A 12,761-nucleotide genomic window follows, 5' to 3' on the forward strand; every position below is an offset into this window, starting at 1 on the left:
CCGTACACCGTCGCTACTGCGGGCTGATCTTCTCGATGACCGTGTCGGCGATCTCCGCCAGCAGAACGACCTGGCCGGGCGTGAGGTGGTCGAGGAACAGGCGGCGGACGTCTTCGACGTGCCGAGGCGCGGCCGCCTCGATGGCCGCGCGGCCGGCCGCGGTGACCGTGACGTAGGCCCCCCGTCCGTCGTCGGCGCAGTCCTCACGCGTGAGGAGACCGCGCTTCACCATGCGCGACAGATGGTGCGACACCCTGCTCTTCTCCCACCCCAGCACCTTGGCGAGCTCCATCACGCGCAGGTGGTCGTCCGGGGCGCGCGTGAGCTCGGCGAGCACGGTGTAGTCGGTCGCGGACAGCCCGAATTCGCTCTGCAGGGACCGGCCGGCCTGGTTGACCAGAAGATCGTGCATGCGCAGCAGTCCGCGCCATGCCCGTCCCTCGTCAGGGGAGAGCCAACGGGGTTCTTCAGTCATGGGTCCAGCATAGGAAAAGGTTGACGCTTCAGTCACCTTTCCCGGCATTCTGCCACCGCCCTCGGTCAGCGGGCCAGGGGTGCGAGCTCCCGCCACTGTGTCAGCGGCAGTCCCGGGCCGGCGCTGATGGCGTGGAGGGCGACGTGGGTGGCGCCCGCGTCGAGGTGGGCCCTGATGCGCTCGTCGACGGCGTCGACGCTGCCCCAGGCGACGACGGAGTCGATGAGGCGGTCGCTGCCGCCGCCCGCGAGGTCGTCCTCCGAGAAGCCCTGGCGCAGCAGACTCTTCGCGTAGTGCCCCATCCCGATGAAGGGGGCGAGGAACCCCCGCGCGGTGGCCCTGGCGCTGTCCGGACGAGGATCGACCACGACGGCCTGGTAGGGCGCGAGGAGGGGGCCGGGCCCGAGGACGTCGCGTGCGCCGGCGGTGAAGTCGGGGGTGACCAGGAAGGGATGCGTGCCGGCGCTGCGACGGGCGGCGAGTGCGGTGAGCTCGGGGCCCATGGCGGCCACGATCCGTTCGCCGGCGGGTACCGGCTCGGGCGCCTGGTCGAGACGGTCGAGGTAGCTGCCGAGGGCGGCCAGGGGACGGTACGTCCCGCCGGCGTGCCGAGCGGCGGCGGCGTCGCTGACGCCGAGGCCGAGCAGGACGCGGTGGCCGTACTCCTTGCGGAGCCGGGCGTGCCCGGCGGCCATGTCCTCGGCAGGGTGGCGCCAGATGCTCAGCACGCCGGTCGCGACCGTGGTGTTCTCGGTGGCGGCCAGAAGCCGTTCGGTGTCGCCGAGGATGTCACCCCCGCCCAGACCGGGGATCCACAGGGCCCCCCAGCCGTGGGAATCGAGCTCGGCCGCGGCGTCGGCGATCTCTCCGCTGCCGCCGTGCAGGCGCAGTTCCGGACTCCAGATGCCTGTGGTGCCGATGTGCATGACGGTGTTCCTCCCGTACGGGGGTGAGTGCGTCCGCGGTGGTGTGGTCAGACCTGGTTGGCGCCGCCGTCGACGAAGATCTCGGTGCCGGTGATGAAGCTGGACTGGTCGGTGGCGAGGAAGAGGGCGAGGTTGGCGACCTCTTCGGGCCGGCCCATGCGGCCGAGGGGGACACCGGCGGCGAGGGTGTCACGCAGCTGCGCGGCCTGCTCGTCGTCGGGGGCGAGTCCGTTGAGGCCGGGGGTGGTGATGGGGCCGGGGGCGATGGTGTTGACGCGGATGGCGCGGGTGCGCAGTTCGTTGGCCCAGGTGCGGGCGAAGGAGCGGATGGCGGCCTTGGAGGCGCCGTAGACGCCGAAGGCCTCGTTGCCGACGCTGCCGGCGGTGGAGCCGGTGAGGATGACGGAGGCTCCGTCGTTGAGGAGGGGCAGCGCCTTCTGGACGCTGAAGAGGACGCCCTTGACGTTGGTGTCGAAGGTGGTGTCGAAGTGTTCTTCGGTGACCTGCTCCAGGGTGGCGAACTCGCCGCCGCCGGCGTTGGCGAAGAGGACGTCGATGCGGTCTCCGTGGTCGGCGACGGTGGCGTAGAGGCGGTCGAGGTCGGTGAGGCTGGCGCTGTCGGCCTGGACGCCGATGACGTCACCGCCGATCTCGGCGACGGCCTTGTCGAGGGTCTCCTTGCGGCGGCCGGTGATGTAGACGCGGGCGCCTTCCTCGCGGAAGCGGCGGGCCGAGGCCAGTCCGATGCCGCTGGTGCCGCCGGTGACGATCGCTGTCCTGCCGTCGAGCTGTCCCATGGTCTTCTCCTTGCTGGGCTGGTCCGTTGGGGCCATTCCGTTCAATCTTCAATCACCGTAAACCTCGAAAGGTGACGTGTCAACTAGTTTGGCCGCGATGGGACGGCGATGCGCGCAGACACGCCGATGTCGGGGCGTCCGGGGGCAGCGGTGGTGTCAGACGAGGGCGCAGACGAGCAGGGTGAAGGCGGCGACGATGACGGCGACGCGGACGTAGTGCCAGCTCTGCCAGCGGTTCAGCTGCTGCTTCCAGTCCGCGGGCCGGTTCTCGGGGGTCCAGGTCTTGTTCCGGTTGTTGATCGGGACGAGCAGCAGTATCGACATGGCCACGCTGACGATCAGCAGTCCGGCGGCGGTGACGACGAGTCCCGCGCCGTGGCGGTGCCATCCGGCGACGGCCCAGATCGCGCTGAGGACGAGTGAACCGACGTACCAGAAGGGCATCAGGGCGCCGAGCATGCGGCCGCCGTGGGCGTGGCCGAGCTGGCCGCTGTCCTCGGGGAGCGCGTCCAGGATCCGGTTCATGACGAAGGCGACGGAGAACTCCACCCCCACCATCAGGCCGACGACGACGGTGGTGACGACCTCGAGTGCGTTGAGCATGACGCTCCTCTGTTGAACTAGCGTTGCTAGCTGGTGAATCAACGCTAGCCCTGCTGTCGCTCGATTGTCTAGCGATGCTAGGATCGAGTCATGTCGGTACAGGAACGCAAGCAGCGCGAACGGGCGGAGCGCGAGCGACTCATCGTGGCGACAGCCCGTGAACTCGCCGAGCGCCAGGGCTGGGAGGCGGTCACCACCCGCCGGCTCGCCGAGAGCATCGAATACAGTCAGCCCGTCCTCTACAGCCACTTCCGCGGCAAGCGCGAGATCATCGGCGCCGTCGCCCTCCAGGGGGCCGCCGAAATGGCCGCCGCGGTGCGGGCCGCGACCTCCGCGGCGGACGGCCCGCGCGCCCGGGTCTCCGCCCTGGCCCGCGCCTACCTGGACTTCGCCGCACGCAACCCGGCGGTCTACGACGCCTTGTTCCAGCTCGACGGCGGCCTGGCGTACGCGCAGGAGGACACCCCCGAGCCCCTGAAGGACGCCTTCGCGGCCCTGCTGGAGACTCTCGAGGAGGTCGCCGGCGACGGCGTCCCGCCGGGGCGGTACACCGAGGTGTTCTGGGCGGCCCTGCACGGCCTCGCGACCCTGACCCGCGCGGGCCGCCTGCTGCCCGAGGACGCCGAGGCGAGGGTGGAGCTGCTGGTGGACCGGCTCGCCATGGTCTGACACGACGTCCCGGCCGCTGCCTGCCTGCCTGCCTGCCTGCGGCGACGATCGGCGACGCGACCGAGCCGCTCTCATCGCGGGCGGCGAACCCGGTCGTACGGGCTGCCTCGTCAGCGAACCTGGCCGCTCTTCGGCCCGATGCCCTTGATGCCGGCCGGGGTTCCCTCCGGGGCGAACGAGTGGTGGAAGGTGAAGGCGTGCGGCGCGGAGCCGTGGTCGTGCAGGTGCTCCAGCCGGGAAACCCCGTCCTGCCAGGTGGGTGTCACGCCGTCGGACACCCACCAGATCACGTGATTCGGTTGCCCTTTCCTCTCGAACCAGTCGTAGCGCCTGTTCAGCGCCGCACGGTGCAGACCGGTGTAGACGGCGTCGAAGGCGGAGCGCAGGTCGGTCCAGAGCGAGAGGGTCGCGGCGAGGGCGGTGGTTTCCACGGTACGGCCCTTGTCGTACCAGGCCGGTACGGCGAACTCCCCCCACGCACCCCAGTCCGCCCCGAACAGCTCGCCCCGGTCACCGTCCGCCGTTTCGGCACGGGCGAGGTAACCGGGGTGCTGAGCGATCTCCCGGTAGACGGTCTCGCCTATGGCGTAGAACTCGCTCGTGGAAGGCGCCGGATCGCTGAGGGGTGACTTCAGGACGCCGAATGTGTACAGCGCGAGGTGGGGCATGCGTCTCTCCCTGGTTGCGGGCGCCTGGTGCGGACCCGGTTCGGTGGCTTGCGCCGGGGGGGCGAGGATGCGAGGGGCGTGAGCGACTCGTCCCGTCGCCGGGTGGCTCGGTGAGGGAACTCCTGTGCGGCCGTGGGCGGTTGCCGAAGACCAGGTGAAGGTAGCCGCCTTCGCGGGCCCTGTCGACGTTGCGTTTTTCCCGTCCAAGTGTCCTCGCGCACCTCACCCGCCGCGGCAACCAGGTGTCCCAGGGAGGGCGGCGCCGCGCGTGTCCGATGTATCCGCCGTGGCGGCTGCGACGGCTGACGGAACGGCTGGGCGGCCGCGGCACCCGCCGTCTGCGGGACGAGTTCGAACGCCGCAACCGTGAGCAGGCGGACCTCGCGGACACCAAGACCGGTGTGCGTCCCGTCCTGGCCCACTGCTCCGAACACCGACACCGGCCGGCCGTGGCCTCGGGGAACGCCCTCGACTGGGTCGAGGGACACCTGGCGCGGCCCGGTATCCGGTCCTGCTTCACATCGGTGAACTGCGCGGGCCCCGGCGTGAGAACCAAGCCGGCCCCCGACACCTACCTGCAAGACCTCACGCGCGCAGCGTCCACCGGGAGGGCGACGACTGCTCCTTCGCCCTGGACACGTCGCTCGGGATCAGGCTGCGCCTGCTCGACGACGCGAGCGCCCCGCGCATCACCCGGGTGGCCCGCCACGCGGACCCCGCCCCGCCCCGCCGCCGGCACCAGCCCAGGGGGCACCACCGCCGTTTCCAGAACCGGTTTCTTCGGCCTCGTCGTCGAGGTACGGGCAGGACGGCACCACCGGTCCACCCTCACCGCCGCCGAACTCGGCCCGCACGACGGACCGTTGCCGGCACGCTCCGCACGGCTGGCCTGGCCGCACGGCTGGCCTGGCCCGGGTGGAGGTGTCCTTCGCCGACGGAGCGCTCGACGTGGCACTCACCGGCCTCGACGGCACCGGCGCACTCGCCGTGACGGTGCCGCTCGATCCGGGAGCGCGGTTGTGCTCCCCGCCTCACGGGCATCCCCGTCCACACCCTTGAGCAGTTCACCGAGGCGAGGTCGCCCGGGGCTGCCCGGGGGTGCCCGCAGCCGGGCGGGCACCTGCCCCGGAGGCCCGCGTAACGCCGGTCCTCACCACCTCGCACCCGACCCCCGGGGCATCGCGGAAGCGGTGGCCGTGAGCACGGCGGAGTTGCGCCACTCGACGGGGGAGACGCCGTAGGCGGCGCGGAACACCCGGCTGAAGTGCGAGGCGCTCGTGAACCCCCAGCGGTGGGCCACCGCGGCGATCGTGAGCTGCGCCGACCGGCGGGCCAGGTCGCGTCGGCAGTGTTCCAGTCTGCGCTTCTGTATCCACCGGCTGACGGTGATGTCCTCCAGCTCGAACAGCTTGTGCAGGTAGCGGACGGAAATGTGGTGGGCCCGGGCGATGGCGTCCGGCGTCAGCTCCCGGTCCGACAGGTGCTGCTCGATGTAGGCACGGATGCGCAGCAGCGACATCCGGGCGGCAGCCGGGGTGTCCGCGGAGGATCTGCCGAGTCGTTCCTCGGCCAGGGACTGCACCATGTCCACGACGTTGCGGGCGAGCGACTCACCCGTCCGCTGCGGATACGTGGCGGCGGTCTCCACGAGCCGGGACAGCAACGGCGTCAGCAACCCGCCGAGCGCCGACTCGCCTCCGAGCGGCGCGGCCGTGATCCGCCGCAGGTCGGACTCGCCCAGCTCCAGGACGTGCCGTGGCAGGACGAGGGACTTCGTCTGGAACGGCTGGGGGAAGGTCAGCCGCAGCGGGCGCGCCCTGTCATAGACGAAGAGCGCCCCCGACCCCACGTGCACGTCACGCTCGTCCTGCTCGACCCGGGCGTTCCCCCTGCTGAGCAGCATCACCACGACGTGGTTGTCGTCGGTGCTCCCGGCGATGAGGCGCCGGGTGCGGAGGGTCTGCATGGGGTCGCCCTCCACCGTGACGCCCCGGATGCGGCCCAGCGGTGACGTACGGACCGTGCCGGCATACACCTCTTCGGGAACGCTGATGTCAACGGCTCCGAAGGTGCGGGACAGCGCCTCCCGCCAGTACGCCCGTCGGCGGTGGGCCGGCACCGCGTCCGTGGTGTGCAGGGTGGTTGATGGATTTGGCGACATGGACACCCCCGTCTTTCACCATGCTTTCTGCGGCACCCATGCTGTCAGCGCGAGCGGGTTCGTGGCATCGCGTGAATCAGTGAGACCAACGGTAAGAGAGGGGGTCCGTGAGCCGGAGACGGGCATACTGGATTGACCAATCCAGAGGGCGTACGGTGTGGCCATGGGACGCACCAGGGAGTTCGACGCCGAGCAGGCCATCGACCGCGCGATGGACCTGTTCTGGCGCCGCGGCTACGCCGGCACATCCCTGCAGGACCTCCTCAGGGAACTGGCGATAGGCAGCGGCAGCCTCTACGCCGCGTTCGGATCCAAGGAGCAGCTCTACGTCAGGGCCCTTGAACGCTACTGCGCACTCCAGGCCGCGGCTCTCGTGGAAAGCCTGGAGAACGCGACCGAGATCCGGCCCGCGGTGCGCCGGGTCCTGACGGGCATGATCGAAGCGGACCTGGCCGACCCCTCCCGGGGCTGCCTCGTGGTCCATGCCGCCACCGAGCGCGGCGACGACCCCGCCACGGTGGAACGCGTCGCCGCCGCCCTGCGGCACGTCGAGTCGGCCCTGGCGGAGGCACTGGAGCGAGCGCGGGCGCGCGGCGAACTGCCCGCCGACAAGAACCCCGTGGAACTGGCCCGCTTCCTGACCACCTTCGTGCAGGGACTCCGCGTCGTCGGCCAGGCGCGTCTCGGCCGGTCCTTCACACAGGACGCTCTGGAGACGGCGATGCGCGTCCTGAACTGAGTCAGGCCGCCTCCACACCCCATCGGATCACTGTGCGCCCGGCGCACCGCCGCGCCCACTCCCGCGCTGATACTTTAACAATCAATCCAGAAAAGGGATGACGTCATGGACCTGCACCTGAAGGGCAAAGTCGCCGTCGTCACCGGGGCGAGCAAGGGCATCGGTCTCGCCGTCGTCGAGGCCATGAGCCGCGAGGGCGTCCGCGTCGTCGCCGGAAGCCGCAACTCCACGCCGGAACTCGACGCGCTGCGGGACACCTACGGCGTCACCGTCGTCCAGGTCGACCTCTCCACCGCCGAGGGAGCCGAGACCCTGGTCCGGCGCGCCGTGGAAGAGCACGACCGGATCGACATCCTCGTCAACAACCTCGGCGCCGCGGAGCCGCGCACCGGATTCCTCGAGGTCGACGACGCGGAATGGCGACGGATCTTCGACCTGACCTTCTTCAGCGCCGTGCGCACCAGCCGGGCCGCGCTGCCTCACCTGATGGGGGCCGACGGCGCGGCGATCGTCAACATCAGCTCGATCAACGCACGGCTCCCCTTCCCGATGGTCGTGGACTACTCGGCCGCCAAGGCCGCGCTGACCAGCCTCAACAAGAGCCTGTCCGAGGAGTTCGCACCGCGCGGCGTCCGCGTCAACGCGATCTCCCCCGGACCGGTCCGCACGCCCTTCTGGACGGCGCCGGGCGGCTTCGCCGATGCCACGGCGGCGGCCGCCGGCACCACGGCCCAGGAGGCGCTCGACGTGCTGGTGCCGCAGAGCATGGGCATCAGCACGGGCCGGATCACCGAACCGCACGAAGTCGCCGACCTCGTCCTCTTCCTGGCCTCACCGCTGGCGGCCAACATCACCGGCACCGAGGTCCTCGTCGACGGCGGGCAGACCAAGACACTCTGAGGCATCGCCGCGGCGGGGCCGACGGCGAGGGGAACGATCGTCCGATGCCCATGCCCATGCCCATGCCCATGCCCGGGAATGTCGCAGCGGTCGGTCATGCCCACGCGGTACTGAACAGCGCGTATTCGAGCAGGTCGGGGCTGGCGCCGGACGGCCAGCCGTCCGTCGCCGCCGCCTGCCGGGCGGCCGCCTGCATGAAGGAGAGGTACACCCCGTAGCGGTGGTCGGACCAGTCCGCATCCCTCCACACCCAGGCCGCGACCGAGCCGTCGGGGTCGTGGCCCGTGTCCCGGCCGACCACCTGGGCCAGGGACCGCAGGCGCCGGGCCAGGCGTTGATCCAGAATGAGGGGTTCGGGGCCGTTCGCCGGCCGCACCGTCTTGCCGGCGAAGTACAGGAACTTGGTGAAGAACGACGGTCCGAACCAGCCGACCCGGCCCCGCAGTGCGGCGTAGGCCGCTCGCGCTCCGTGCTCGTTCAGCGCGGTCACCGCACCCGCCAGCACCCTGTCCAGGCCATCGGCGGCCAGGATCAGGCGCAGGGTGGCCGGTCCGCTGCCCTTGGGAGAACCGCTCTTCCCCTTCCCCCACACATACGTGGCGACCAGAGCCTCGCGGAACGCCTCGCGCCGCAACGCGTCCGCGACCATCGACGCCACCTCCGCCCGGCTGACCCCGGCAGCACCGCCGTGGGAAACCGGCGCCAGTGCCGCCGGCCAGGGCTCGATGCCTCTCCACCTGCTGGGGGCGTAGTGGACGGTGTGCGCGCCAGGCGTGGCGTCCGCGCACCTGGCCGCGTTCTCGCTCCACCAGACGCCCAGTGCCCGAAGAGCGGTGTCCGGCAGCGGGCGCGCGGCCATCTCCCCGTCCACCGCGTCGGCGCGGTGTTGCCTGTTCACGTTCGGTCCCCCCGAGGTCCTTGCCCGAGCCGAACCCCGGCTCCTGGGGCAGGTCCTCCGGCTGGGCGTCCAGTGCGGCACGTACAGGATCCCTCAGGGCACCCGCGGTCGGTCAACGGCTTCCGGCGCCTGGAGCGCGTGCAAGCCACCGTGGACGCCGACGCCGACGCCGCTCAGGACACAGCCGTGCGCGTCATCGATAATGAGTGGGACACCGAGGCGCGCGGCGGCACACGGGCGCGGTCCCGGACCAGTGAGAAGAGGACGTGGTGGTGCAGGTGGCGACCGTCGACACCACGGGGTTCTGGGAGCTGCTGCGGGCGATACCGGTGCCGGACGACGCTGAGTTCCTGTACGGGCCCGAGCCGGACGGCCGGCTTCGCGAACACAATCTCCGCCGCTACCACGAGCTGATGGCCGCCTCGATGGCCGGGGGCGGCCCGCGGGTGATGATCGTGGGCGAGGCACCCGGTTACCGCGGGCACACCGTGTCGGGCGTGCCCTTCACCAGCGTGCGGCAGCTGACGGCACGGCCGGGGCTCATCACCGGCGCTCCGCACGGAGACGGATTCGCGGTGCCTGAGCACCCTGCCGCGAACTGGGAGCAGTCCTCCGGGATCGTCTGGCGGGCCTTGGCCGCGTGGCACGGACCGCTCCCGCTGATGTGGGCGATCTACCCCAACCACCCGCACGAACCGGGCGACCCGGCAACCAACCGGGCGCCCCGGGCGACCGAGGTGGCCGCCGGCACACCGATCGTGCTCGCACTCGCGGAGGCGTTCGGCATCACGAGGTTCGTCGCGGTGGGCCGCAAGGCGCAAGGCGCCCTCGCCCGCGCCGGCATGGACGCGACCCCCGTCCGCCACCCCGCCCAAGGAGGCGCCCGTGCGTTCACCGAGCAACTCGCCGCGTACAACGCCACATCGGGCAGGGAGCGCTGACCCTCGCAGTCACCGGTGACCGGCCAAGCTTCGTGCCGGACAACACCGCGCTCGGGCAGCGGAACGCCTGTTGTGCTCGTGCACGGCAACCCGGGACACCACATGGAGTTCTCGCGTGTGGTTCCCCTCCTGGGCGACGACGTGGACGTGGTGACATCGGACCTGCGCGGGTAGGGGAAGTCCGACAAACACCTGCGGGACGTCGGTAACGCCTGTTCGCTCAGCGAGCCGCACTGCGGGAGAACCCGGAGAGCTGGTCACCTCCCGGCTCACCCCCGGTCGACGTGCTCCTCGGCCACCTCACCGAGAACCACTCGGAACCGGGTGCGTTCGTGGCCGGGTGAAGCGCCCGGACCTGGCGCACTCCCTGGTCATCGCCGCCGACCCCCCACGGAGTGGAACGACAGGCTGGACGACTACTACAGCACCACGAGTTGCACCATGGAGAACACGGGCATTTCAGCCCCGTCGACTCTCCGGAAACCTGGGCGGAGCACATCCGCAAGCACGTAGCGGAAGCCGCGAAGTAGCCGGAGCCGGCCGACCGGGCAGGCGCTTGGACACTCACGGCCGCCGCCCCGGCGCGGGCGTCCAAGCTACCTGCCGGGAGCCGCGCTGGGGTGGCGGAGCGGTCCAGGCCGCTTCAGCCGGACGTGGGGCGCAGGACCAGGCAGAGGAAGCCGAAGGCGTCCCGGTAGACGCGCAGCCATTCGTCGCGGTGGGTGGTGGCCGCTGCGAGCGCCTGCGAACTGTCCGGATCGTCGGGATGGTCCAGGGCCCATGAGGCCAGCGCCCCCGTCCAGGCCCACTCGTAGTCGTCAAGCTCCCGGCGCGTGCTGATGTGCCCGTAGACGGGTGTCCACCCGTCGGCGATGACGCGGTCCACGGTGGTCGGCAGGTCGGCGAGGTCCCCGAGCATCTCGACGGCTTCGGGGGAGGGCTCGTGCGCCCAGAATCCGTCACCGATCAGGACGCGTCCCCCGGGAGCAAGGTGCTTGCGGGCCGCCGTGAGGGTGGCGGGCAGGCCACCGAAGGCGTGCGTGGCTCCGACGCTGACCACCAGGTCGAACGCGTGGGAGGCGGCGAAGTCCGCGGCGTCCGCGTGGTGGAGGAGGAGGCGCTCGTGAACGCCCAGGGTGCGCGCGGTGTCACGAGCGTGAGCCAGCGAGCTCTCGGAGACGTCGACGCCCTCCGCCCGCAACCGCGGATGCGTGCTCAGGGCACGCACGAGCCACTCCCCGCCGCCGCAGCCGAGGTCGAGTATGCGCGCGTCGCCGCGTGGGATGCCGCGTTCCAGCAGTCGGCGTACCGAGTCGTCGTCGAGCGGGGCCGCAATCGGATGGTCCGCATGGGCAAGCCTGGAGATTCGTTCACGGTTCACCGGTGGAGCCTGACACGGGGAAGAGGCGGAACGCACCTGCTTTCCTCCAGGTCGGCCACACCGTCGGCGCGCGCCGGCCGTTCGCCCGCGCACGCGGCAGGGACGTCGGGCGACCGGTGATCCACCCTGCACCAACAAGATCCGGGCAGGGCGGGGCGGGCCTGCCCACGCGCCGCGGGCGTCCGGATGCGCAGCCTCAAGCCCGGGGCCACGGTCGCGGCGCCCGGCCGGCAAGCCGGGCGCCGCAACCGCGCACGTCAGGCCGACGAGATCGACGGCGAGGTATCCGCCCGCCCGAAGTGCCGGGCGAAGAAGCGGACCGCACTGTCGGCCTCGAACCTGGGCAACTCCTTGTGCCTGCCCGAGTTCACGTGCAACGACTTCTCCTTCGAGGCGAAGGCGTCGAACAGCGCAAGACCCTCCTCGCGCGAGATGTGCTCGTCGTCCCACTGCAGGTCGAACTCGATCGGGATGGTGATCAGCTCGGCCTTCTCGGCCAGGACATCGGGCCAGTGCTGGCCGAAGACCGCGGCGGTGATCCTGGGTTCGATCGCCACGAACGGTATGCCGATGGCGGTTCCCATGTTGATGCCCCAGAAGCCGACCGGTCCGCTGGTGCCGATCTCCGGCAGGTCCTGGAGGGCGTCCAGGACCGCCTGGTACTCCGGCACGGCGAGCCTGGCCAGGTGGTCGTTGTAACGCACGACGATCGGGCCTTCCGGCTCGCCCGCCGCCCGCGCCCGGAACAGCTCGGCGATTTCCGCCTCGTCGTGCGCCGTGCGCGGCCGGTCGCCGTGACCGGGCGCGTCGATGACGGCGACGTGGAAGCCGCAGCCGGTCACGAGGAGCCGGGCGCGGCCGGACATCGCCGGATGCTTCTTGTGGGTGCCGCCACCGTGGGCCATGAGGACCAGGGGTGCGCGCTCGGCTGCGCCGGAAGCCGGCGACCAGAGAACGCCGGGGACGCCGCCCACCGTGAAATCGCGTTCGGCCATGCCGTCCGACGACGACTCGGCGGTGAACCGCAGAGAGTGCATAGGTTGTTGCCCTTCGGGAGTGCCTTGTTGAGGAGCGCTCCCGGCGACACCTACGTCAACCTCCGGCCGTGACGGGAAGGGGGAGCACCCACGTCGATACAGCGTTCACGGGTCTCACCTCCTCGGGCGGTGTCACGGTCGACCGGAAACTACCAACCCGGTGATCACGCAGCAACCTCCTTTTCCCGTCGGGTCATCGGCACCCCGGACAGGCCCTGGACGCCGATGCCACCACGTCTCCGGCGTCAGCCCGTCGTGCCGGCCGCCCAGCCGGCCCGGTCGCCGGCGGCGAGTGTCCGCGGAGGGCTGCCCGCGGGCCTGCTGGAGCTCCACCCGGCGGCGCGCGCGGGACCGCCTTCCCGGCTACGCCGCCGGCCAGGCCACCGCGGACGGCGTGATGCCCGGCGGCGTCCTCCGCCGGCTCGCCGACGTCCTGGCTGCGCGCGGGGGCGACGAGGCGGTCACCACCGTGCCCGGCGCGCACCCGCGCACCTGCCACTCCCTCACCGCCACGCCACCGCCTGGGTATTCATTACCCCCGGGCCCGCGTTCGCCGTCCCGTGGAA

13 protein-coding genes are annotated in these 12,761 nt (G+C 71.3%); 4 read left to right on the forward strand and 9 right to left on the reverse strand.

The window, feature by feature from the left end; all coding sequences use genetic code 11:
- Positions 1-13 precede the first annotated feature (13 nt).
- The 4 genes from AB0947_RS23625 to AB0947_RS23640 form a co-directional block, all read right to left on the reverse strand.
- Positions 14-412, reverse strand: coding sequence for a helix-turn-helix domain-containing protein (locus tag AB0947_RS23625; RefSeq protein ID WP_366752351.1), 399 nt, complete (start codon positions 410-412; stop codon positions 14-16).
- A 128-nt stretch (positions 413-540) separates the two neighbouring features.
- Complete coding sequence (locus tag AB0947_RS23630) at positions 541-1,401, reverse strand: TIGR03620 family F420-dependent LLM class oxidoreductase (protein ID WP_366752311.1); 861 nt, start codon at positions 1,399-1,401, stop codon at positions 541-543.
- Positions 1,402-1,448: 47 nt separating this feature from the next.
- A complete protein-coding gene (locus tag AB0947_RS23635; RefSeq protein WP_366752312.1) occupies positions 1,449-2,198 on the reverse strand; it encodes a glucose 1-dehydrogenase in 750 nt (249 codons plus the stop codon).
- A gap of 156 nt (positions 2,199-2,354) precedes the next feature.
- On the reverse strand, positions 2,355-2,801 hold the full coding sequence (locus tag AB0947_RS23640; RefSeq protein WP_366752313.1) for a DUF1772 domain-containing protein: 447 nt from the start codon (positions 2,799-2,801) through the stop codon (positions 2,355-2,357).
- Positions 2,802-2,891: 90 nt separating this feature from the next.
- On the opposite strand from AB0947_RS23640, the gene AB0947_RS23645 reads away from it, so the two are divergent.
- Entirely contained in the window at positions 2,892-3,470 is a 579-nt protein-coding gene (locus AB0947_RS23645) for a TetR/AcrR family transcriptional regulator (protein WP_366752314.1), read from the forward strand.
- A gap of 110 nt (positions 3,471-3,580) precedes the next feature.
- On the opposite strand, the gene AB0947_RS23650 is transcribed toward AB0947_RS23645, so the two are convergent.
- Together AB0947_RS23650 and AB0947_RS23655 are read right to left on the reverse strand one after the other, a co-directional pair.
- On the reverse strand, positions 3,581-4,138 hold the full coding sequence (locus AB0947_RS23650; RefSeq protein WP_366752315.1) for a DUF3291 domain-containing protein: 558 nt from the start codon (positions 4,136-4,138) through the stop codon (positions 3,581-3,583).
- 1,150 nt (positions 4,139-5,288) lie between these two features.
- A complete protein-coding gene (locus tag AB0947_RS23655) occupies positions 5,289-6,299 on the reverse strand; it encodes a helix-turn-helix domain-containing protein (protein WP_366752352.1) in 1,011 nt (336 codons plus the stop codon).
- 163 nt (positions 6,300-6,462) lie between these two features.
- Here AB0947_RS23655 and AB0947_RS23660 point away from each other — a divergent pair, with 163 nt between their 5' ends.
- The gene (locus tag AB0947_RS23660) at positions 6,463-7,038 is read left to right on the forward strand and encodes a TetR family transcriptional regulator (protein ID WP_366752316.1); all 576 of its coding nucleotides are present in this window, start codon (positions 6,463-6,465) and stop codon (positions 7,036-7,038) included.
- 105 nt (positions 7,039-7,143) lie between these two features.
- On the forward strand, positions 7,144-7,938 hold the full coding sequence (locus AB0947_RS23665) for an oxidoreductase (protein ID WP_366752317.1): 795 nt from the start codon (positions 7,144-7,146) through the stop codon (positions 7,936-7,938).
- Between the two features lie 94 nt (positions 7,939-8,032).
- Here the strand turns inward: AB0947_RS23665 and AB0947_RS23670 are convergent, their stop codons facing one another.
- Positions 8,033-8,836 (reverse strand): hypothetical protein, encoded by an 804-nt coding sequence (locus AB0947_RS23670; protein WP_366752318.1) that lies wholly within the window; start codon positions 8,834-8,836, stop codon positions 8,033-8,035.
- Positions 8,837-9,102: 266 nt separating this feature from the next.
- Here AB0947_RS23670 and AB0947_RS23675 point away from each other — a divergent pair, with 266 nt between their 5' ends.
- Complete coding sequence (locus AB0947_RS23675) at positions 9,103-9,777, forward strand: uracil-DNA glycosylase (protein WP_366752319.1); 675 nt, start codon at positions 9,103-9,105, stop codon at positions 9,775-9,777.
- 643 nt (positions 9,778-10,420) lie between these two features.
- Here AB0947_RS23675 and AB0947_RS23680 read toward each other — a convergent pair.
- Together AB0947_RS23680 and AB0947_RS23685 are read right to left on the reverse strand one after the other, a co-directional pair.
- Positions 10,421-11,158, reverse strand: a complete 738-nt coding sequence (locus AB0947_RS23680; RefSeq protein WP_366752320.1) for a class I SAM-dependent methyltransferase — start codon at positions 11,156-11,158, stop codon at positions 10,421-10,423.
- Positions 11,159-11,415: 257 nt separating this feature from the next.
- Positions 11,416-12,195 (reverse strand): alpha/beta hydrolase, encoded by a 780-nt coding sequence (locus tag AB0947_RS23685; protein WP_366752321.1) that lies wholly within the window; start codon positions 12,193-12,195, stop codon positions 11,416-11,418.
- Positions 12,196-12,761 lie beyond the last annotated feature (566 nt).

It is taken from the genome of Streptomyces sp. NPDC047841 (genome assembly GCF_040704085.1).
Classification (GTDB): Bacteria; Actinomycetota; Actinomycetes; order Streptomycetales; family Streptomycetaceae; genus Streptomyces; species Streptomyces argyrophylli.